General features: G+C 53.6%; 18 protein-coding genes and 1 pseudogene. 12 read left to right on the plus strand and 7 right to left on the minus strand.

Annotation, left to right across the window (positions count from 1 at the left end; translation table 11 throughout):
- Positions 1-147 precede the first annotated feature (147 nt).
- Positions 148-2,193: a peptidyl-dipeptidase Dcp gene (gene dcp / locus FD428_RS11325; RefSeq protein ID WP_058669095.1), complete on the minus strand. Its 2,046-nt coding sequence runs from the start codon at positions 2,191-2,193 to the stop codon at positions 148-150.
- Between the two features lie 137 nt (positions 2,194-2,330).
- On the opposite strand from dcp, the gene ydfG reads away from it, so the two are divergent.
- Positions 2,331-3,077, plus strand: coding sequence for a bifunctional NADP-dependent 3-hydroxy acid dehydrogenase/3-hydroxypropionate dehydrogenase YdfG (ydfG, locus tag FD428_RS11330; RefSeq protein WP_024130344.1), 747 nt, complete (start codon positions 2,331-2,333; stop codon positions 3,075-3,077).
- Positions 3,078-3,164: 87 nt separating this feature from the next.
- Entirely contained in the window at positions 3,165-3,851 is a 687-nt protein-coding gene (locus FD428_RS11335) for a GntR family transcriptional regulator (protein WP_012132443.1), read from the plus strand.
- A 107-nt stretch (positions 3,852-3,958) separates the two neighbouring features.
- On the opposite strand, the gene FD428_RS11340 is transcribed toward FD428_RS11335, so the two are convergent.
- The 5 genes from FD428_RS11340 to FD428_RS11360 all read right to left on the minus strand — a co-directional run bounded on the left by FD428_RS11340 (position 3,959) and on the right by FD428_RS11360 (position 9,723).
- Positions 3,959-5,431, minus strand: a complete 1,473-nt coding sequence (locus tag FD428_RS11340; protein WP_114847920.1) for a mannitol dehydrogenase family protein — start codon at positions 5,429-5,431, stop codon at positions 3,959-3,961.
- A gap of 175 nt (positions 5,432-5,606) precedes the next feature.
- Positions 5,607-6,986 (minus strand): MFS transporter, encoded by a 1,380-nt coding sequence (locus FD428_RS11345; protein WP_012132446.1) that lies wholly within the window; start codon positions 6,984-6,986, stop codon positions 5,607-5,609.
- A gap of 53 nt (positions 6,987-7,039) precedes the next feature.
- On the minus strand, positions 7,040-8,059 hold the full coding sequence (locus tag FD428_RS11350; protein WP_114848505.1) for a Zn-dependent oxidoreductase: 1,020 nt from the start codon (positions 8,057-8,059) through the stop codon (positions 7,040-7,042).
- A 13-nt stretch (positions 8,060-8,072) separates the two neighbouring features.
- On the minus strand, positions 8,073-9,287 hold the full coding sequence (gene rspA, locus FD428_RS11355) for a starvation-sensing protein RspA (protein ID WP_112002428.1): 1,215 nt from the start codon (positions 9,285-9,287) through the stop codon (positions 8,073-8,075).
- A 109-nt stretch (positions 9,288-9,396) separates the two neighbouring features.
- Complete coding sequence (locus tag FD428_RS11360) at positions 9,397-9,723, minus strand: YnfA family protein (protein WP_024130346.1); 327 nt, start codon at positions 9,721-9,723, stop codon at positions 9,397-9,399.
- 145 nt (positions 9,724-9,868) lie between these two features.
- Here FD428_RS11360 and FD428_RS11365 point away from each other — a divergent pair, with 145 nt between their 5' ends.
- Positions 9,869-10,210: a DUF1283 family protein gene (locus FD428_RS11365; protein WP_012132450.1), complete on the plus strand. Its 342-nt coding sequence runs from the start codon at positions 9,869-9,871 to the stop codon at positions 10,208-10,210.
- A gap of 34 nt (positions 10,211-10,244) precedes the next feature.
- A complete protein-coding gene (gene speG / locus FD428_RS11370) occupies positions 10,245-10,805 on the plus strand; it encodes a spermidine N1-acetyltransferase (RefSeq protein WP_012132451.1) in 561 nt (186 codons plus the stop codon).
- Between the two features lie 4 nt (positions 10,806-10,809).
- Here the strand turns inward: speG and FD428_RS11375 are convergent, their stop codons facing one another.
- Positions 10,810-11,544 carry a YnfC family lipoprotein gene (locus tag FD428_RS11375; RefSeq protein WP_024130347.1) on the minus strand — a complete coding sequence of 245 codons (735 nt, stop codon included), beginning with the start codon at positions 11,542-11,544 and terminating at the stop codon, positions 10,810-10,812.
- 103 nt (positions 11,545-11,647) lie between these two features.
- Here FD428_RS11375 and FD428_RS11380 point away from each other — a divergent pair, with 103 nt between their 5' ends.
- The 8 genes and pseudogenes from FD428_RS11380 (at position 11,648) to osmX (ending at position 21,233) form a co-directional block, all read left to right on the plus strand.
- Positions 11,648-11,956, plus strand: coding sequence for a DUF1161 domain-containing protein (locus FD428_RS11380; RefSeq protein WP_012132453.1), 309 nt, complete (start codon positions 11,648-11,650; stop codon positions 11,954-11,956).
- Positions 11,957-12,127: 171 nt separating this feature from the next.
- A pseudogene (ynfE, locus tag FD428_RS11385) lies at positions 12,128-14,566 on the plus strand (selenate/tellurate reductase subunit YnfE).
- A 142-nt stretch (positions 14,567-14,708) separates the two neighbouring features.
- Positions 14,709-17,144, plus strand: a complete 2,436-nt coding sequence (gene ynfF, locus FD428_RS11390) for a selenate/tellurate reductase subunit YnfF (RefSeq protein ID WP_114848506.1) — start codon at positions 14,709-14,711, stop codon at positions 17,142-17,144.
- A gap of 10 nt (positions 17,145-17,154) precedes the next feature.
- The gene (gene dmsB, locus FD428_RS11395; RefSeq protein WP_012132456.1) at positions 17,155-17,772 is read left to right on the plus strand and encodes a dimethylsulfoxide reductase iron-sulfur subunit DmsB; all 618 of its coding nucleotides are present in this window, start codon (positions 17,155-17,157) and stop codon (positions 17,770-17,772) included.
- A 1-nt stretch (position 17,773) separates the two neighbouring features.
- A complete protein-coding gene (locus FD428_RS11400; RefSeq protein WP_114848507.1) occupies positions 17,774-18,631 on the plus strand; it encodes a dimethyl sulfoxide reductase anchor subunit family protein in 858 nt (285 codons plus the stop codon).
- A 41-nt stretch (positions 18,632-18,672) separates the two neighbouring features.
- Positions 18,673-19,287: a Tat proofreading chaperone DmsD gene (gene dmsD, locus FD428_RS11405; protein ID WP_024130349.1), complete on the plus strand. Its 615-nt coding sequence runs from the start codon at positions 18,673-18,675 to the stop codon at positions 19,285-19,287.
- A 305-nt stretch (positions 19,288-19,592) separates the two neighbouring features.
- Positions 19,593-20,303, plus strand: coding sequence for an osmoprotectant ABC transporter permease OsmY (gene osmY / locus FD428_RS11410; RefSeq protein WP_012132459.1), 711 nt, complete (start codon positions 19,593-19,595; stop codon positions 20,301-20,303).
- A gap of 27 nt (positions 20,304-20,330) precedes the next feature.
- Positions 20,331-21,233 carry an osmoprotectant ABC transporter substrate-binding protein OsmX gene (osmX, locus tag FD428_RS11415; RefSeq protein ID WP_012132460.1) on the plus strand — a complete coding sequence of 301 codons (903 nt, stop codon included), beginning with the start codon at positions 20,331-20,333 and terminating at the stop codon, positions 21,231-21,233.
- Positions 21,234-21,238 lie beyond the last annotated feature (5 nt).

Below are 21,238 nucleotides of genomic sequence, written 5' to 3' on the forward strand. Positions count from 1 at the left end.
GAAAAGCGGAAGAGAATACGAACACATGAAAACAGGGGCCCCGGATAAAAAGAAGCCCGCATTGTACACCAGTATCCCGGCAGCTTACTTAACATTGACAAAAAATCAGAGCGTTACCTGATAAACATTCAGGCAGCGTCCTTGCGCTTAGCGGTCTAAACCCCGGTGTTTTAACATGGGTTCGATACGCGGTTCATGACCACGCCACGCCGGGTAGAGACGTTCCAGATCCGTACTGTTGCCGCGTGACAAGATGGCATCACGGAAACGCTGTCCGTTCTCACGCGTTAACCCTCCCTGTTCAACAAACCACTGGTAGCCGTCGTCCGCCAGCATTTGCGTCCACAAATAGGCGTAATAACCTGCCGCATACCCGCCACCGAAAATATGGGCGAAATAGCTGCTCCGGTAGCGCGGCGGCACTGCCGGAAGATCGAGTTCTTCCGCCGCCAGCGCCTGCTGTTCAAAGAGATCGACCGACTGCGATGCCGAAAAGGTTTCAAGACTGTGCCAGCGCATATCCAGCAATGCGGCGCTGAGCAGTTCCGTCATGTCATAGCCTTTGTTAAACAGGCTTGCCCGCCGCATTTTTTCCTGCAACGCTTCGGGCATTTTTTCACCCGTCCCGACGTGGCGCGCATAGCGTTCGAACACCTGCGGATGACTCGCCCAGTGCTCATTAATCTGCGAAGGAAATTCGACAAAATCGCGCGGGGTGTTCGTCCCCGACAGCGTCGCATAGCGCTGTGTCGCAAACAGGCCGTGCAGCGTATGACCAAATTCATGGAACAAGGTGATCACATCATCCCAAAGCAGCAATGCGGGCTGCCCTGCCGCTGGCTTCTGGTAATTACAGACGTTGTAGATAACCGGTCTGGTTTCGTTAAGCGTGGATTGTTCAATAAAATTGCCCATCCATGCGCCGCCGCTTTTTGACTCACGGGCAAAGAAGTCACCATAAAACAACGCCAGGCCGACGCCATCATGATCGAAAATTTCCCAGACGCGCACATCAGGATGGTAAACCGGGATATCAAAGCGCTCGATAAACTTAATGCCGAACAGCTGGTTTGCCGTCCAGAACACACCGTCGTTCAGTACCGTATCTAACGCAAAGTAAGGTTTGAGCTGCGCTTCATCCAGCGCGTATTTTCCACGGCGTACCTGCTCAGCATAGTACGCCCAGTCCCACGCCTGGGTCGTGAATCCTCCCTGCTCATCATCGATCACTTTCTGGATCTCAGCCTGCTCATCCAGCGCGCGCTGACGCGCGGCCGGGACAATGGCACGCATAAAAGCGAGCGCCGCGTCAGGCGTTTTCGCCATCTGATCGGCGGTTTTCCAGGCGGCATAACTGGCAAACCCGAGTAATGTTGCCTGCCGGGTACGGATGTCCACCAGACGCTGAACAATCGCACGCGTGTCGTTGGCGTCGTTCTTTTCCGCACGAGTCCATGCGGCGTTAAACAGATTTTCACGGGTCTGACGATCGCGTAAAACGGCCAGTGTCGGTTGTTGTGTGGTATTGAGAAGCGGAATAAGCCAGCGATCCGCCAGCCCTTTTTCCCTGGCGGCATCAGCGGCAAGAGCGACCTCCTCCTGACTCAATCCGTCCAGTTGATGGCGATAATCAACCACCATCCCACCGGATTTATTCGCCGCCAACAGCCGCTGATTAAACTGGCTGGTCAGCGTGGCGGATTCGGTATTCAGGCTCCTGAGCTGCGCTTTATCGTCATCGCCAAGCTGCGCGCCGGAAAGTACAAAATGCTGGTGGATAACCTCCATAAGACGCAACGACTCGGCATCCAGCGCCAGCGTCTCCCGCTGTCGCCAGACCGCATCCACACGCGCAAAGAGCGTACTGTTGAGATAAATATCATTTGCCAACGCCGCCAGTTCAGCGGAAAAGGCTTCATCAAGGCGCTGTAATTCGTCATTGGTATGCGCCGCTGTCATGGCGAAAAACACGCTTGTCACACGGGTGAGCAAGGCGCCGCTTTGCTCCAGCGCCAGATACGTGTTCTCAAAATCAGGCGCCTGCGGGTTTTGGACAATCGCATCAATTTCAGCGCGCTTTTGCCGCATCCCTTCGTCAAACGCCGGGCGGTAATGGCGGTCTTCAATCAGATCAAAACGCGGGGCCTGGTAAGGCAATACGCTCTGGCTAAAGAATGGATTCGTTAACGACATTTTTCACTCCTGCAAACGATTTGTTCATTAGAGTAGGTCTCCCTTGAAATGACCGCAATCCCATTAACGAGGATTACCCCTGAACAGAGATGGCGTGCTATGGTAATACAACACAAAAAGCGTTGAGGAACAGTGAGATGATCGTTTTAGTCACCGGTGCGACCGCAGGTTTCGGCGAATGCATTACACGTCGTTTTATTGAGAATGGACACAAAGTGATTGCCACTGGCCGTCGCCAGGAACGCCTGCAAGAATTGAAAGATGAGCTGGGCGACAATCTGTTTATCGCTCGTTTAGATGTGCGTAACCGTGCATCCATTGAAGATATGCTGGCGTCATTACCCGCAGAATGGCGCAACATTGATGTGCTGGTCAACAACGCCGGGCTGGCGCTGGGGCTTGAGCCCGCGCATAAAGCCAGCGTGGAAGACTGGGAAACCATGATCGACACGAACAACAAAGGTCTTATTTACATGACCCGCGCGGTTCTGCCTGGCATGGTGGAGCGCAATCGCGGCCACATCATCAATATTGGCTCTACCGCAGGTAGCTGGCCATACGCGGGTGGCAACGTATATGGCGCAACCAAAGCGTTTGTGCGCCAGTTCAGTCTGAATCTGCGCACGGATTTACACGGTACGGCGGTACGCGTTACCGATATTGAACCCGGTCTGGTCGGCGGCACGGAGTTTTCTAACGTCCGCTTTAAAGGCGATGACGACAAAGCGGGTAAAACCTACGAGAACACAACCGCGCTCACGCCGGATGATGTCACAGAAGCGGTATGGTGGGTCGCTAATCTGCCTGCGCATGTGAACATTAATACGCTGGAAATGATGCCGGTTACGCAGTCTTTTGCCGGACTGAGCGTTCATCGGGGTTAATTTTTATACCCGGCCTGCGGGTCGGGTATAGATAGTGACAAAAAAGTGGTAGAGTATTCTGGTTAACTCTCTAAAAAGTAAGAATGAATGACCGTTGAAACCCAACTCAATCCTACGCAGCCTGTAAATCAGCAAATTTACCGCATTCTCCGACGTGACATCGTGCACTGTCTGATTGCGCCAGGCACACCGCTTTCCGAGAAAGAGGTTTCCGTGCGCTTTAACGTGTCGCGCCAGCCTGTACGTGAAGCGTTTATTAAGCTGGCGGAAAACGGTTTGATTCAAATCCGCCCTCAGCGCGGCAGCTATGTGAATAAGATTTCATTATCGCAGGTGCAGAATGGGTGCTTTGTCCGACAGGCCATCGAATGTGCGGTCGTTCGTCGCGCGGCGTTGATGATCACCGACAGCCAATGCTATCAGCTGGAGCAGAACCTTCACCAGCAGCGGATCGCCATTGACCGCAAGCAGCTCAACGATTTCTTCCAGCTTGATGATGAATTTCACCAGAAACTGGCATTAATTGCCGATTGCCAGCTGGCGTGGGATACGGTTGAAAATATTAAAGCCACCATCGACCGCGTGCGTTATATGAGTCTGGATCATGTGTCGCCGCCTGAAATGTTGCTGCGCCAGCATCATGATATTTTTGCCGCCCTGGAAAAGCATGACGCCGACGCGGTGGAACGCGCAATGACTGTGCATCTACAGGAGATTGGCGAGTCCGTTCAGCTTATCCGCCAGGAAAACAGCGACTGGTTCAGCGAAGAGTAATCCCGCTGACAAACAAGCCGGATGGCGGCGTAACCGCCTTATCCGGCCTACAATAGTCAATGATGTTGAACGTTGCAGGCCTTATCCGGCCTACAACCACGCAGAGATTACGCTGATGCGATATTCGCCGCATATTTTGCAACGGTTGCTTTCGCGCCGTTGGCAAGCAGCGACAGATACGCTTCTTTCACCTTATTCGTAAACAGCTCAACGTGCGGCAATTCATTACCAAAAATCGCATCGATGGCCAGCAGCGCCTGAACGCGACTTTCCCCTTCTTCACTGCCCTGAACCGCTTGCTGAATAACCGGCAGCAGCGGATCGCTAATTTCAATCGGATTCCCCTGCTCATCAACGCCGCCAACGTAACGCATCCAGCCCGCCACGCCTAAGGCCAGCAGGTCGAAATGGCTGTTATGCGCGATATGCCAGCGAACGGAGTCCAGCATACGCTGCGGCAGTTTCTGGCTACCGTCCATCGCAATTTGCCAGGTACGGTGACGCAACGCCGGGTTGCTGTAGCGCGCGATCAGCAAATCGGCATAACGCTTCAGATCCACCCCCTTCACTTTCAGCGTCGGCGCCTGTTCCTGCAACATCAACGCATGCGCGGCCAGGCGGTAATTTTCATCTTCCATGCAGTCATTAATGTGCTGATAGCCCGCCAGATACCCGAGGTACGCCAGGAATGAGTGACTGCCATTAAGCATACGCAGTTTCATCTCTTCGAACGGGATAACATCTGCCACCAGTTCAGCGCCCGCTTTTTCCCATTCAGGGCGACCCGCGACAAAATTATCCTCAATCACCCACTGGCGGAACGGTTCACACGCCACACCCGCAGGATCGCGTACGCCGGTTAACTGTTCGATCTTATCCAGCGTGTCAGCCGTCACCGCCGGTACAATACGATCAACCATCGTGGACGGGAACGTCACATGTTGCTCAATCCACGCGGCCAGCTCTGCATCTACCGCACGGGCATAGGCAGTAACCACATTGCGCATGACGTGTCCATTTTCAGGCATGTTATCGCAGGACATCACGGTAAATGGCGCCAGGCCAGCCGCTTTACGACGCGTCAGCGCTTCCACCACCACGCCAGGCGCGGACTTCGGCTGCTGCGGGTTTTGCAGATCGGCGGCGATCATCGGGTGATCCAGCATCAACTGACCGGTCGCCGGAGAGTGGCAGTACCCTTTTTCTGTAATCGTCAGGGAAACAATCGCCACCTGCGGCTCGCACATGGCGGCCAGGACGGTTTCCAGACCGTCAACCTGCGCGTGCAGCGCGTTTTTTACCACCCCAACAACCCTTGCGGTCCAGGCATCCGCTGACATTTCCGCCACGGTATACAGGTTGTCTTGCTGTTTCAGGTCGGCAATCTGCTGCTCGCCGCCAATCAGGTTGACTTCACAATATCCCCAGTCGCTGTTGTGTTCCGCCGCGAGGATATCTGCGTAGACACCCTGATGCGCGCGATGGAATGCGCCAAAGCCCAAATGCACAATGCGAGGAACCAGTCTGGCGCGATCGTAATGAGGAAGCGAAGCCTTAGCCGTTAAGAGCTTGTTTTGCATGGTATGACCTATTGTATGAATGAATTCAGGACTGTCTCAGAGTAACGCCTGTAGGGTTGTATGATTTGATTTGAATTAAGCTTTTTGCAATTGGTATGACATCATTTTAAAGTTATGTGACAACATGACCGAAATTCAACATTCCCTGTCCATTCCGGTCATGCCCTGTGCGACGTTACCCTACCTGCGTTGCCGACCCCTGAACGCTACTTGCCGCCTTTAGGTCCGCTGCATCCTCCAGCACGCTCAGATCGCGATCTCTCACTTCCGGCATCAAAATCGCTGAAATTAAGCCGATAAGAGAATAGGCAATGATCATCGCTAATATAGGCAACCAGGAATCGGTCATATTACAGAAAATACCTGCCAGTACAGGACCAAATCCAACGGCGACTAAGCCACCGGCTTCTTTTGAAATCGCCATCCGGGTAAAGCGATTACGCGAACCAAACATCTCGGCCATCGTAATGTTTTCCAGCGCGAAGAGACCCAGCACGGCAAAGTTATGAATAACAATAAGCGCGGTCATAATCACGCCAGGGCTATAGGTTTTATCCACGATGATAGACAACATCGGGTACGCAAGAATAATCGCAGATATATTCAATAAAATATAAGGCAGACGACGACCATATTTATCAGATAACCACCCTAAAAGTGGAATAGTAATAAAACCAATAACAGAGCTAATCATTAACGCGTCGGTAGGAATCGCCTTATTGAATAATAACGTCTGCACTAAATATCCTGCAAGGAATGTCTGAATTAACCCAGAATTGCCCGCCTGACCGAAACGTAAACCGGTTGCCAGCCAGAAGGATTTACTGCTAAACATGGCACCCAATGTGTTTTCTGATGCGTTATTTAACGCCGGCGCATTTTCGCTTTCATTGACCTTTTCAAATACCGGGCTTTCTTTGAGGTTCATACGCAGCCAGATAGCGAAGATCATGACAACAACGCTCGCCAGGAATGGGATACGCCATCCCCAGGCCAGAAGCTGTTCTCTGTCAAGCGCAAAGAACATCACTGCCCAGATTGCCGTTGCGCTCAGCGTACCGCAGTTTGTTCCCATTGCGACAAGCGAGGAAATAATGCCGCGTTTCCCTTTAGGCGCATACTCAGCCAGCATCGTTCCTGCCCCGGAGATCTCCGCCCCGGCGCCTAACCCCTGAACAATACGTAACGTCACCAGTAAAACAGGCGCAAATATACCAATTTGCGCATAGGTCGGCAGAACCCCAATGAGGGTTGTACAAATCCCCATCATGGTGATAGTGATAAACAAGACTTTTTTACGCCCAATACTGTCGCCCATTTTGCCGAAAATAAACGCGCCGACAATACGTGCGATATATCCTGCGCCATAGGTTCCCATCGCCAGAATAAGCGCCATTGCGGCGGACTGTTCCGGGAAAAATATTTCATGGAAAACTAATGCAGCGCCCAGAGAATATAACTGGAAATCCATAAATTCAAGGGCGGTTCCCAGCCAACCGGATACGGCAGCTCTGATTAAATCTTTTGTTGACCGTTCATGTTTTTGTTGAGTCATATTGGCAATCTCTAAGAGGTAAGATGCGTACCACTCTCTCGCATTTATTAATATTATTCAGAGAATGTGAGTAAAACCTTGCAGCAGTGCCGTTGGTCTTTCTCAAACAATTCAATCGCGTCAGTGACATGGTGGTAATTAAACGTATGCGTGACGAGCTTATCGGGATCGATCAGACCTTTTTCCAGCCAGCCAATAACGACCGGGAATTTATTCGCATTCAGACGGGAGGAATAAATTGACAGCTCCTTGCCGGTAATCCCCTGCTGCACAATCTGGCAAGGTTCGCTGGAGAACCCCATCAGTACAATGCGCGCGGCGGGCGACGCCAGCGAGATGGCTTCTTGTAAAATAGACGGATGACACGCCGCATCGACGATCAGCGTCGGTTTTAACCCTTTTTCGTCCAGGAAATCTTGCAGAGATTGCTGTCCATTATTGATAACCCAGTCGGCACCGCTTTCTTTCGCCATCTCCAGTCGTTCATCAATACGATCGGCAACAATCACCTCTTTAACGTTATAAACGCCCTTCAGCGCCTGAACCGTCGTCAGTCCCATCGGCCCTGCGCCATAAATCAGCGCAATATCGTTCTCTGTCGGATTAACCTGCCCGGTAACGTTCGCCGCAATGGTGAAAGGTTCAACCATCACCGCGTGCTTATCAGCAATGGCATCCGGGATCGTAAACGCGTTTTTCGCCGGAACGACCGCATATTCACTAAACCCGCCGTCGCGGTGTACGCCCAGAACAACCAGCGAGGTACATACATTGGGCTTGCCTATTGAACAGGGATAGCAATGCCCGCAACTGATGACGGGATCGACCGATACGCGTTCCCCCACTCTGGCGTGGCTAACACCTTCGCCCACGGCGTCAATCACACCAAAAAATTCATGCCCGATAACACGCGGATACTTTGCAAAAGGATTATGCCCACGATAGATATGGCTATCAGAACCGCAGATCCCCGCCAGTTTCACTTTAACCCGAACGTCCCCGGCCGCAGGCTCAGGGATAGGACGCTCCGCTAAAACCAGCGTGTCAGGTTTTTCAATCACTATACTTTTCATGTCATATCACTCCTTACCAGTTCCACAACGTGCCATCTTCCAGACGGGCGACCGGCAAATACGCAGGGTCATACGGATATTTCGCCGCCAGTTTTTCATCAAACTCAATACCAAGACCCGGCTTGTCGCCTGGGTGCATATAGCCGTTATCGAACGTCCAGCTATGCGGGAAGACATCAAGCATTTGTTCGGAGTACCCCATGTATTCCTGAACGCCAAAGTTAGGCACCCACAGATCAAAGTGAAGCGCTGCGGCCATGCAAACCGGCGACAAATCAGAAGGCCCATGAGACCCCGTGCGCACCTGGTAAAGCGAGGCAAAATCCGCAATGCGGCGCATCCCCGTAATGCCGCCGGCATGGGTAATGGTGGTGCGGATATAGTCAATCAGTTGCTCTTCAATGAGCTGCTTGCAGTCCCAGATGCTGTTGAACACTTCCCCGACGGCAATCGGCGTCACCGTATGCTGACGAATCAGACGGAAGCATTCCTGGTTTTCCGCAGGCGTCGGGTCTTCCATCCAGAACAGACGATAATCCTCAACGCGCTTACCAAAACGGGCGGCTTCAATCGGCGTCAGGCGGTGGTGCATGTCGTGAAGCAAATGCTCTTCAAAACCAAATTCAGCACGTACGGCGTCAAACAGTTTCGGCGTGAAATCGAGGTATTTCTCGGTTGACCAGAGTTGCTCTTCCGGCCACTGGCCTTTCGTAGCGGGTTCGTAGGCCAGGCCTTTGCCTTTAGACATGCCGTAGGTGGTTTGCATACCCGGCACGCCGCACTGCACGCGAATCGCTTTAAACCCCATCTCTTTGTGACGCGCATAATCTTCCAGCACATCATCGATGGTGTGACCCGTCGTGTGGCAATAGACCATCACGCCTTCGCGGGATGCGCCGCCCAGCAACTGATACAGCGGCATGTTGGCGGCTTTCGCTTTGATATCCCACAGCGCCATGTCAACGGCTGAAATGGCAGACATCGTGACCGGCCCGCGACGCCAGTAGGCGCCTTTATAAAAGAACTGCCAGATATCTTCGATACGGTGCGCATCGCGGCCAATAAGCTGCGGGCAAAGGTGATCTTTCAGATAGGATGCCACCGACAGCTCACGGCCATTCAGGGTAGCGTCGCCCAGGCCGGTGATACCGTCCTCGGTGGTGATTTTCAGCGTGACAAAGTTACGTCCCGGACATGTGACAAAAACTTCAGCCCCTACAATCTTCATTGTTGTTCCTTACATCTCTTCTGTGCGATGCAGGAAATTTATACACCTGAACTACTACCATACAAGTATAATGATCAAAAAATCGCTCATCGATCACAAAATAAGGCGCTTAAGCGCGCCCCCACCCGGCAACGATAATCAGCATTCCACAGAGTGCGATCAGTGCGCCTGACCAGTCATAAAGACTGAGTCTGACGCCGTCAACAAAGCGTAACCATAACAGCGCAGTACAGACATAGACCCCGCCATAAGCCGCATAGACGCGGCCGCTGGCGGCCGGGTGCAACGTCAGCAGCCAGACGAATAACGCCAGTGAGACTCCCGCCGGAACCAGCAGCCAGGCCGTTGCGCCCCGCTTCAACCATAGCCAGGGCAGAAAACAGCCCACGATTTCGCACAGTGCGGTCATGAAAAAAAGAAGTGTTGTTTTTAGCATCATCATCATTGCGTTACGTCAGGTTTAAGCATGATACGCCAGAATAGCGCCTTCGTATCCATACCCGCAGGATGGGTATGCCCTGCGCCAGGAATGGTGTAGAATTTAAACAAGTTTTATCCCTCTATCATGAAAGGAATTAACCATGAACAATACACTTAGCAAACGCCTGTGCCTGACGGCAATGCTTGCGCTGGGTGCTGTCGTGTATACCACCTCCGCATTCGCGAATACCAGCAAACTGATCATTGAATCTGGAGACAGCGCGCAAAGCCGCCAACACGCAGCCATGGAAAAGGAACAATGGAATGATACCCGCAGCCTGCGCCAGAAAGTGAACACGCGCACGGAGAAAGAGTGGGACAAAGCCGACGCCGCGTTTGATAACCGCGACAAGTGCGAGCAGAGCGCCAACCTTAACGCGTACTGGGAACCGAATACGCTGCGTTGCCTGGATCGTCGTACTGGCCGTACCGTTGCGCCATAACAGTGCGTTGAGCGACAGACGGTAAGGACACAAAATGACCCACGCCAACAGTGTTAAGTTGCGCCCGCTGGAGCGCGAAGATTTACGATTCGTCCACCAGCTTGATAACAACGCCAGCGTAATGCGTTACTGGTTTGAAGAGCCGTACGAAGCGTTTGTCGAGCTGTCTGACCTGTATGATAAGCACATTCATGACCAGAGCGAACGGCGCTTTGTCGTGGAGTGCAACGGCGAAAAAGCCGGTCTGGTCGAACTGGTAGAAATTAATCACGTTCACCGCCGGGCTGAATTTCAAATCATCATCTCGCCGGAATACCAGGGAAAAGGGCTGGCTTCGCGCGCAGCGAAGCTGGCGATGGACTACGGATTCACCGTACTCAACCTTTATAAGCTGTATCTGATCGTTGATAAAGAAAACGAAAAAGCCATTCACATTTACCGTAAGTTAGGTTTTATGGTTGAAGGTGAACTGATTCATGAGTTCTTTATCAATGGCCAATACCGCAACACCATTCGTATGTGCATTTTCCAGCAGCAATATCTGGACGATCACAAAACACCTGGCTCAAGCCTGCTGAAGCCTACCGCACAGTAAGCCGCTACCCGGCTGTGTCAGACGCAGCCGGGTAATAATCAATCGTATTTTTAATGGTATAGCTCCGCGCAACGGCGGGTTCGACGCTTTCATCAACGATCACAAGCTGGCAGTTGATCGGATTGGCGTAATTATCATATTCACACGTCTGCTTCACATTGCCTAACGGGCGATCGTTCAGCAGACTGACCGCCGTATAGTCGAGCTTTTTAAGCGGGTCCGCCGACGGTTTTGCATCAATAGATAACGTTTTGTCTTTACTGATGGTGGTCTTACCCAACGGATACCCTTCCGCATCATAGCGGTATTGTACCTTCGTCTCTCTTCCCGTTGCGGAAACAACAAAACCGTTATCGTCCGTATCCCAGACCACGCCTGCCGAGGGCAACTCCGCCAACTGGCATTTCCCCTGCAAGCGCACTCTTTTCTCCATCGTCTCGGCATCGCGGTAGTAGTTTGCATCCAGTACCAACGCCAACCCGGTATTGTTTTCCAGATCGTGCAGTTCCAGCGTATCAAAGCAGCCTTCCTGCGAAAGCGTTCCGCTGATGCGCTTCGTCACTTCCCCTTTGTCGTTCATCAACGTCTGGCTGAAATCTTTAACCGGGCCGCGCAACGGGTCAAAATCGAACTCATTGGAAAAGCTGGCCATTTCCGGGGTAAAGGAGACCAGAACAGTGGCGTTATCACATCCAACAAGCAGCACACACAGAAAGCTCACCAGGGTCTGTTTCTTCACGTTATTCACCAGGATAAGGAGATGATTCTCAATCATATTAGCAAATACAGTTGTTTACACTAGAAATGCTAAGCTTTCATTATCGTGTTCATAAAAGGAGTGAATGATGAAAATCTCAGCAGGAATTGCAGCGTGTCTGCTCATCGTCGCCTCCCCGCAGGTACTGGCGGCGCCGGAGTCATGTGAAAGAGTCAAAAGCGACATCGAACAGCGCATCATTAACAATGGTGTGGCGGAGTCCAGTTTTACGTTAACTATTGTTCCTAATGACCAGGCGGATCAGCCCGATTCCCAGGTCGTAGGCCACTGTGCAAACGATACCCATAAAATTTTGTATACCCGCACCAGCAGCGGAAACGCTCCTGCCAGTACCAGTCCTTCTCAGGACGGGCATGCTGTCGAACCTCAATAACAGATAAGAGCCTGATATACCAGGCTCTTACTCCCTCTTAGAAAGATTCCCTCAATTTTGACATGGATTAATAACCCCTACCTATAAGGGGTTAAAATCACTCTTTCATTAGTATCCTATTAATTTCGTTATAAACATAATTATATAACGATAACTATAATGGAGTGAATTATGTCCGATGTTGAACAACAGGGAGGCATCAGCCGCAGGACGTTAGTGAAATCCACCGCGATAGGATCGCTGGCGCTCGCTGCCGGAGGGTTCTCCTTGCCTTTCGGGATGCGTACCGCGGCGGCTGCCGTGCAGCAGGCAATCCAGCCCGCTAAAGACAAAGTGGTCTGGGGAGCATGTTCGGTCAACTGCGGTAGCCGCTGCGCCCTGCGTCTCCACGTCAAAGATGATGAAGTCTGGTGGGTGGAAACCGACAACACCGGCGAAGATGTCTATGGCAATCACCAGGTGCGCGCCTGCCTGCGCGGACGTTCAATCCGTCGGCGAATTAACCATCCTGATCGCCTCAACTACCCGATGAAACGCACAGGCAAACGCGGCGAAGGAAAATTTGAGCGCATCAGTTGGGAAGAAGCGCTGGATACCATCAGCAACAGCCTGAAAAACACGGTCGATAAATACGGTAACGAGGCGGTGTACATTAACTACACCTCCGGTATCGTCGGCGGCAACATCACCCGCTCCTCGCCTTATGCCTCTCTGGTGGCCCGCCTGATGAACTGTTACGGCGGTTTTCTTAGCCACTATGGCACCTACAGCACCGCGCAAATCGCGGCGGCCATGCCCTACACCTATGGTTCGAACGAGGGTAACAGCACCTCCGATATCGAAAACACCAAACTGGTGGTGATGTTCGGTAATAACCCGGCAGAAACCCGTATGAGCGGCGGCGGAATTACCTAGTTCCTGGAACAGGCCAGGGAACGCTCAAATGCGCGCATGATCGTTATCGATCCACGCTATACCGATACCGCGGCTGGACGTGAAGACGAATGGATACCTATTCGTCCCGGCACCGATGCCGCGCTGGTCGCCGGACTGGCCTGGGTGCTCATCACCGAAGATCTTGTCGACCAGCCTTTCCTCGACAACTACTGCGTGGGTTACGACGAAAAAACGCTACCGGCCGATGCGCCAGCGAATGGCCACTATAAAGCCTATATTCTGGGCCAGGGCGAAGACGGCACGGCCAAAACGCCTGAGTGGGCGTCGCGTATTACCGGTATTCCGGCGGATCGCATCATTAAGCTCGCCAGAGAAATTGGCGCGGCTAAACCGGCCTGTATTTGTCAGGGATGGGGCCCGCAGCGTCAGGCGAACGGTGAACTCACCGCACGCGCGATTGCGATGCTGCCGATTCTGACGGGCAATGTCGGTATTCACGGCGGGAACAGCGGCGCGCGCGAATCCACCTACACCATCACCATTGAACGCATGCCGTTACCGGAAAACCCGGTAAAAACGCAGATCTCCGTGTTTACCTGGACGGACGCCATTGCCCGCGGCCCGGAAATGACCGCCCTGCGCGACGGCGTGCGCGGTAAAGAAAAGCTGGATGTGCCGATCAAGTTCATCTGGAATTACGCGGGCAATACCATCACCAACCAGCATTCGGATATCAATAAAACACACGCGATCCTGCAAGACGAATCGAAGTGCGAAATGATCGTGGTCATCGACAACTTTATGACCTCCTCCGCGAAATACGCCGATATTCTGTTGCCGGACCTGATGACGGTCGAACAGGAAGACATCATTCCTAACGACTATGCGGGCAATATGGGCTATTTAATCTTCATCCAGCCCGCGACCGCCCCTAAATTCGAGCGTAAGCCCATTTACTGGATAATGAGCGAAGTCGCGAAGCGGCTGGGCCCGGACGTGCACCAGAGGTTTACCGAGGGGCGAACCCAGGAACAGTGGCTGCAATATCTGTACGCCAAAATGCTGGCTAAAGACCCGGAGTTACCGGGCTATGACGAGCTGAAAAAAATGGGGATCTACAAGCGTAAAGATCCCAACGGCCATTTCGTGGCCTATAAAAAATTCCGTGAAGACCCACAGGCAAACCCGCTGAAAACGCCGTCCGGCAAGATAGAAATTTACTCCAGCCGCCTGGCTAAAATCGCCCAAACCTGGGAGCTGGAAAAAGGCGACGTCATCAGCCCGCTTCCCATTTATGCCTCAACGTTCGAAGGATGGGACGATCCTAAGCGCAGCGTATTCCCACTGCAACTCTTTGGTTTTCATTATAAATCACGCACACACTCCTCTTACGGCAACATTGATGTTCTCAAATCCGCCTGCCGTCAGGAAGTCTGGATTAACCCCGTGGATGCGCAAAAACGCGGTATCGCCAACGGGGATATGGTGCGGGTATTTAACGATCGCGGCGAAGTCCGCATTCCGGCGAAAGTCACGCCACGCATTCTCCCCGGCGTGAGCGCGATGGGCCAGGGCGCCTGGCACGATGCCGATATGTCAGGCGACCGCATCGATCATGGCGCCTGCGTGAATACGTTAACGACGCAGCGCCCCTCTCCGCTGGCGAAAGGAAATCCGCAGCACACCAATCTGGTCGAAATCGAGAAGGTGTAACCCCCATCCCCTGAAACGATTACAGGCGTTTCGGGGGATGTGTTCGCACGTCCATCGGTCATGCGAACAAACCAACGTCCTGTAAAAACAAATTTTATAAATCGCGTTTCTTTTTTTTAATCAATAAGCAAAGTGAGTAACTATGAAAATCACCACGCCTGAGGCGCTCATGACGGCCACTATCAGCCGTCGTAGTCTGGTGAAAACATCCGCCATTAGTGGTCTCGCGCTCGCCAGTAGCGCCTTCACGCTTCCTTTCTCCCGAATCGCCCGCGCCGCTGACGGCCTTTCGCCTGCGCCAGTGGAAGAAAAAGCGGTCTGGAGTTCCTGTACCGTCAACTGCGGGAGTCGCTGTCTGCTACGGCTGCATGTGAAAGATGATGCGGTGTACTGGGTCGAGTCCGACACCACCGACGATGACGTCTACGGCAATCATCAGGTGCGGGCCTGCCTGCGCGGACGCTCGATCCGTCGCCGCATGAATCACCCGGATCGCCTTAAATACCCGATGAAACGCGTCGGTAAACGCGGCGAAGGCAAATTTGAACGTATCAGTTGGGACGAAGCGCTGGATACCATTGGCGACAACCTGAAGCGTATTCTGAAAGACTACGGCAACGAAGCCGTACATGTGCTGTATGGCACCGGCGTGGATGGCGGGAACATCACGAACTCCAACGTGCCTTATCGTCTGATGAACTCATGCGGCGGTTATCTCAGCCGTTACGGCAGCTACAGTACCGCACAAATCAGCGCCGCAATGAGTTATATGTTCGGCACGAATGACGGCAACAGCCCGGATGACATCGCCAACAGTAAACTGGTGGTAATGTTCGGCAACAACCCGGCAGAAACGCGCATGAGCGGCGGCGGCGTGACCTACTATGTGGAACAGGCTCGCGAACGCTCCAACGCCAGAATGATCGTCATCGATCCGCGTTATAACGATACGGCGGCGGGTCGCGAAGATGAATGGCTCCCTATTCGTCCCGGTACTGATGCCGCGCTGGCGGCGGGGATCGCCTGGGTACTCATCACCGAAAATCTGATCGACAAACCTTTCCTCGATAAATACTGCGTCGGTTACGACGAAACGACCTTACCCGCCAGCGCGCCGCGTAATGCGCACTATAAAGCCTATATTCTGGGCGATGGCCCGGACGGTATTGCCAAAACACCGGAATGGGCCACGCATATCACCAGTATCCCGGCGGAAAAAATCATCCAGCTGGCACGGGAAATCGGCTCGGCAAAACCGGCATATATCTGTCAGGGCTGGGGGCCGCAGCGTCACTCCAATGGCGAACAGACTGCGCGCGCGATCGCCATGCTCTCTATCCTGACCGGCAACGTCGGGATCAACGGCGGCAACTCCGGCGTGCGTGAAGGCACCTGGGACCTCGGCGTAGAGTGGTTTTCTATGCTGGATAACCCGGTAAAAACGCAGATCTCCGTTTTTACCTGGACAGACGCCATCGATCATGGCGCGGAAATGACCGCCACACGCGACGGCGTGCGCGGTAAAGATAAACTTGATGTCCCGATCAAATTTATGTGGTGCTACGCCAGCAATACGCTGATTAACCAGCATGGCAACATCGCCCACACCCATGACGTATTACAGGACGACAGCAAGTGCGAAATGATCGTCGGGATTGAGCACTTCATGACGGCGTCCGCCAAATACTGCGACATTCTGCTGCCGGACCTGATGCCAACGGAACAGGAAGATCTTATTTCGCACGAATCCGCAGGCAACATGGGTTATGTCATCCTGGGGCAACCGGCCACCTCACCAAAATTTGAAAGAAAGCCGATCTACTGGACGCTGAGCGAAATCGCCAGACGCCTCGGCCCGGACGTCTACCAGACATTTACGGAAGGCCGTACCCAGCATGAGTGGGTGAAATACCTGCATGCCAAAACCAAAGCGCGTAACCCGGAAATGCCGGACTACGAAGAGATGAAAACCACCGGCATCTTCAAGAAAAAATGCCCGGAGGAACACTATGTCGCCTTCCGCGCATTCCGTGAAGATCCTGCCTCCAGTCCGCTGAAAACGCCATCAGGGAAGATTGAAATCTACTCCGAGCGGCTGGCGACCATCGCCGACACCTGGGAGCTGGAAAACGATGAGATCGTTCATCCGCTACCCGCCTATGCGCCAGGGTTTGATGGCTGGGACGATCCCATCCGAATAACCTATCCGCTGCAATTGACCGGCTTCCACTATAAAGCCCGCACCCACTCCAGCTACGGCAATATTGATGTGTTGCAGCAAGCGTGCCCGCAAGAGATCTGGATTAACCCCATTGACGCGAAAACGCGCAACATCAAGCAGGGCGACACGGTGCGCGTATTTAACAATAACGGGCAGATGCTGATCCCGGCAAAAGTCACGCCACGCATTTTGCCGGGCGTTACCGCCATCGGACAAGGCGCCTGGCTCAAGGCGGATATGTTTGGCGACCAGGTCGATCACGGCGGTTCCATCAACATTCTGACATCACATCGTCCTTCTCCGCTGGCGAAGGGGAACCCGTCTCACAGCAATCTCGTTCAGGTTGAGAAGGTATAAGGAGTAACCGATGACAACCCAATATGGATTTTTTATTGACTCCAGTCGTTGCACCGGTTGCAAAACCTGCGAACTGGCCTGCAAAGACTACAAAGATTTAACCCCGGACGTCAGTTTCCGCCGCATCTATGAATATGCGGGCGGCGACTGGCAGGAGGATAACGGCGTCTGGCACCAGAACGTCTTTGCCTACTATCTCTCCATCTCCTGCAACCACTGCGAAGACCCGGCCTGCACGAAAGTATGCCCGAGCGGCGCGATGCACAAACGCGAGGACGGTTTTGTGGTGGTGGATGAGGACGTCTGCATCGGCTGTCGCTACTGCCATATGGCCTGCCCGTACGGTGCGCCGCAGTACAACGCCGCCAAAGGCCACATGACCAAATGCGACGGCTGTCATGACCGCGTTGCCGACGGCAAAAAACCGATCTGCGTCGAGTCCTGCCCGCTGCGCGCGCTGGACTTTGGCCCGATAGAAGAGCTGCGGAAGAAACATGGCACGCTGGCGGCCGTTGCGCCGCTGCCGGGTGCGCACTTCACCAGACCGAACATTGTGATTAAACCCAACGCTAACAGCCGCCCGACCGGGGATACCACGGGTTATCTGGCAAATCCGAAGGAGGTATAAAATGGGAAATGGATGGCATGAATGGCCGCTGGTGCTGTTTACGGTGTTCGGTCAATGCGTTGTCGGCGCATTGATTGTCAGCGGTCTGGGCTGGTTTGCGGCGAAAGACGATGCGGCCAGCAGACAGCGTATTGTGCGCGGCATGTTCTTTTTATGGGTCGTCATGGGGCTGGGTTTTCTGGCGTCGATCATGCACCTCGGCTCGCCGTTCCGCGCGTTTAACTCGCTTAACCGGGTAGGCGCTTCCGCGCTGAGTAATGAAATTGCCGCTGGCTCTGTCTTTTTTGCCGTAGGCGGTTTCTGGTGGCTGGTGGCTGTGCTCGGCAAAATGCCGGAAGCACTGGGCAAAATCTGGCTGCTGGTCAGCATGGTACTCGGGGTGGTATTTGTCTGGGCAATGACGCGAGTCTATCAGATCGATACCGTTCCTACCTGGTATAATGGCTACACGACGCTGGCGTTCTTCCTGACGGTGTTCCTGAGCGGGCCGCTATTTGCGGCGCTGATATTGCGCGCCGCGCGCGCCAGATTCAACGGCACGACGTTCGCAAGCATCAGCGTGCTGGCACTGTTAGTCTGCGCGGCCGTAATCATCATGCAAGGCATGTCGCTTGGGGCGATCCACAGCTCCGTGCAACAGGCGAGCGCGCTGGTTCCAGACTATGGCCGCTTACAGGTCTGGCGCGTAGTGCTACTTGCTGCCGGGCTGGGTTGCTGGATATGCCCGTTAGTGCGCCGCAAAGAACCGCACGTCGCCGGATTGTTGCTGGGGTTAATCCTGGTGCTTGGCGGCGAAATCATAGGTCGCGGATTGTTTTACGGCCTGCATATGACCGTCGGAATGGCCATTGCAGGTTAACTTACGCGTGCGGGGAAACCCGCACCTTTCAGGATGGTTTCATGACTTCTTTTTCACAACGTGACGATTTTTCTATGGCTGCACGCGTGCTGGGCGCGTTGTTTTATTATGCGCCAGACAGTACCGAAGCCGCCCCGTTGGTTTCAGCGTTAAAAACCGACGGCTGGCAGGCGCAGTGGCCACTTTCACCGGAGGTTCTGGCGCCGATTGCGGCGGTTTTTCAGGCCGACATCGAGGAGCCGCTCCCGCAAGCCTGGCAACGTCTGTTTGTCGGTCCCTGGGCGCTTCCGTCGCCTCCCTGGGGATCGGTCTGGCTGGACCGTGAAAGCGTGTTGTTTGGCGAATCTACGCTGGCATTACGCCAGTGGATGCGGGACAACGGCATCCAGTTTGAGATCCAGCAAAATGAACCGGAAGATCATTTTGGTTCCCTGCTGCTGTTGGCTGCCTGGCTTGCGGAAAATGGCCGTCATAGCGAATGCGAACAACTGCTGGCCTGGCATCTGTTACCGTGGTCTGCGCGCTTCCTGGCGGTTTTCATCGAAGGCGCAAACCATCCATTTTACCAGGCGGCAGGTGAGCTGGCACAGCAAACGCTGGCGCAGTGGCAATCTCAGTTGCTGATCCCCGTCGCCGTAAAACCGCTGTTTCGCTAACGCTTTTTCAGGCAGGGCGCGCCCTGCCTTTATCGTCAAAAACCGGTTGTTTCCTCTTATCAATAAGTGACAGCGTCACTTTAACTTTCCATTTTTAAGATAATTCTTCACATTCGCGCACATCCTTCGCCCTGTAAGGGCAAATGAGCAACGGGCATGCATAGCCTGCTAATTTAAATACCTGTCTCGCTGGAATCCTTCCCGACGTGTTGCTATAGCTCAAAACACCCTGCCGCTACATGGCATAACAACACGCAACGTCTCTTTCGTTGCCATAACGCATGCAAACAGGGAGACACACCGCAATGCACACCTTTACGTTAAAACGCGTGCTCGGGTTTACTGGCGCGATCGCTCTTGTGCTGGCGCTGCTGGTCTGGGGAGTGGGTCTGGAAACCATTAAAGCGCGTCAGGTTGATCTGCTTTATTTGGGCAAACAGCATTTACTCCTCGTCTTTACCTCCATGTTCTTCGCCTTAGTTATCGGTATTCCCAGCGGCATTTTACTGAGCCGTCCGGCAGCCAAAGGATTCGCCGAATACGTAATGCAGCTCTTTAATGTAGGCAATACTCTGCCGCCTCTGGCCGTGCTGGCACTGGCGATGGTGATTATCGGCATTGGCGACGTTCCGGCGATTTTCGCGCTGTTCCTCGCCTCGCTCCTTCCCGTCGTGCGCAATACCTACGCCGGGCTTTGTTCTGTTCCCGCCTCCCTGATTGAAGCCGCAAACGGCATCGGTATGACGAAATGGCAGCGTCTGCGTCAGGTTGAGCTGCCCAATGCCTGGCCGGTGATGCTTGCAGGGATTCGGATCGCGACGGCGATTAATGTGGGTACGGCCCCGCTGGCGTTCCTGATTGGGGCCAGCAGCTACGGCGAGCTGATTTTCCCCGGCATTTACCTCAATGACTTCCCGACGCTGATTCTGGGCGCAACGGCAACCGCTCTGGTGGCGCTGATTCTCGACAGCCTGCTTGCCCTGCTTGGCCGCATCCTCAGTCCGCATACGGCCTGATACAACGATAAGAATAAGGAGCGCTGAATGACATTAAAAAAACATCTGCTGGGATGGCTTGCCGCCGCGTTGCTCGTTACCGGACAGGCTCAGGCGGCCCCGTTGATCCTTGCAACCAAAGGTTTTACCGAACAACACATCCTTTCCGCCATGACCGTGCAGTACCTGCAAAAAAAGGGTTTTCAGGTTCAGCCGCGCACCAACATTGCGGCGGTGATTTCACGTAATGCCATGGTGAATAAGCAGATTGATATCACCTGGGAATACACCGGCACGTCCCTGATCATTTTTAACCACATTGATAAACGGATGAGCCCGCAGGAATCCTACGATACCGTCAAACGCCTGGATGCGAAGCTCGGACTGGTATGGCTAAACCCGGCGAATATGAATAACACCTACGCGTTCGCCATGCAGCGCAAACGCGCCGAAGCAGAGAACATCAACACCCTGTCGGAAATGGTGGCGAAAATCGAACACATCCGCCAGACCGACCCTGACAATAACTGGATGTTAGGTCTCGACCTTGAGTTTTCCGGGCGCAGCGACGGGATGAAGCCGTTGCAGGATGCCTACCAGATGCAGCTTGACCGTCCGCAGATTCGGCAAATGGACCCGGGTCTGGTCTATAACGCCGTGCGCGACGGCTTTGTGGACGCCGGTCTGGTGTACACCACGGATGGCCGGGTGAAGGGTTTTGACCTCAAGGTGCTGGAAGATGATAAAGGCTTCTTCCCAGGTTACGCTGTCACGCCTGTCGTCCGTAAAGAGATACTGGATGCCCATCCGGGGCTGGATGATGCGCTGAATACCCTTTCCGGGCTGCTCAATAACGACGTCATCTCGACGCTTAATGCGCAGGTCGACATCGATCACCAGTCACCCCAGCAGGTTGCGCGCACATTCCTGCAACAAAAAGGTCTGCTGTAAGGAGC

This window comes from Citrobacter sp. TBCP-5362, assembly GCF_005406305.1.
Classification (GTDB): domain Bacteria; phylum Pseudomonadota; class Gammaproteobacteria; order Enterobacterales; family Enterobacteriaceae; genus Citrobacter_B; species Citrobacter_B koseri.

Bases quoted from the DNA above. Each gene is read 5' to 3' on its own strand.
- ynfF (WP_114848506.1), top strand. From the start codon at position 14,709: ATGAAAATCACCACGCCTGAGGCGCTCATGACGGCCACTATCAGCCGT.
- FD428_RS11345 (WP_012132446.1), bottom strand. From the start codon at position 6,986: ATGACTCAACAAAAACATGAACGGTCAACAAAAGATTTAATCAGAGCT.
- dmsB (WP_012132456.1), top strand. From the start codon at position 17,155: ATGACAACCCAATATGGATTTTTTATTGACTCCAGTCGTTGCACCGGT.
- dmsD (WP_024130349.1), top strand. From the start codon at position 18,673: ATGACTTCTTTTTCACAACGTGACGATTTTTCTATGGCTGCACGCGTG.
- dcp (WP_058669095.1), bottom strand. From the start codon at position 2,193: ATGTCGTTAACGAATCCATTCTTTAGCCAGAGCGTATTGCCTTACCAG.
- rspA (WP_112002428.1), bottom strand. From the start codon at position 9,287: ATGAAGATTGTAGGGGCTGAAGTTTTTGTCACATGTCCGGGACGTAAC.
- speG (WP_012132451.1), top strand. From the start codon at position 10,245: ATGACCCACGCCAACAGTGTTAAGTTGCGCCCGCTGGAGCGCGAAGAT.
- FD428_RS11360 (WP_024130346.1), bottom strand. From the start codon at position 9,723: ATGCTAAAAACAACACTTCTTTTTTTCATGACCGCACTGTGCGAAATC.
- osmX (WP_012132460.1), top strand. From the start codon at position 20,331: ATGACATTAAAAAAACATCTGCTGGGATGGCTTGCCGCCGCGTTGCTC.
- FD428_RS11335 (WP_012132443.1), top strand. From the start codon at position 3,165: ATGACCGTTGAAACCCAACTCAATCCTACGCAGCCTGTAAATCAGCAA.
- FD428_RS11340 (WP_114847920.1), bottom strand. From the start codon at position 5,431: ATGCAAAACAAGCTCTTAACGGCTAAGGCTTCGCTTCCTCATTACGAT.
- FD428_RS11400 (WP_114848507.1), top strand. From the start codon at position 17,774: ATGGGAAATGGATGGCATGAATGGCCGCTGGTGCTGTTTACGGTGTTC.
- ydfG (WP_024130344.1), top strand. From the start codon at position 2,331: ATGATCGTTTTAGTCACCGGTGCGACCGCAGGTTTCGGCGAATGCATT.
- FD428_RS11380 (WP_012132453.1), top strand. From the start codon at position 11,648: ATGATGAAAATCTCAGCAGGAATTGCAGCGTGTCTGCTCATCGTCGCC.
- FD428_RS11365 (WP_012132450.1), top strand. From the start codon at position 9,869: ATGAACAATACACTTAGCAAACGCCTGTGCCTGACGGCAATGCTTGCG.
- osmY (WP_012132459.1), top strand. From the start codon at position 19,593: ATGCACACCTTTACGTTAAAACGCGTGCTCGGGTTTACTGGCGCGATC.
- FD428_RS11350 (WP_114848505.1), bottom strand. From the start codon at position 8,059: ATGAAAAGTATAGTGATTGAAAAACCTGACACGCTGGTTTTAGCGGAG.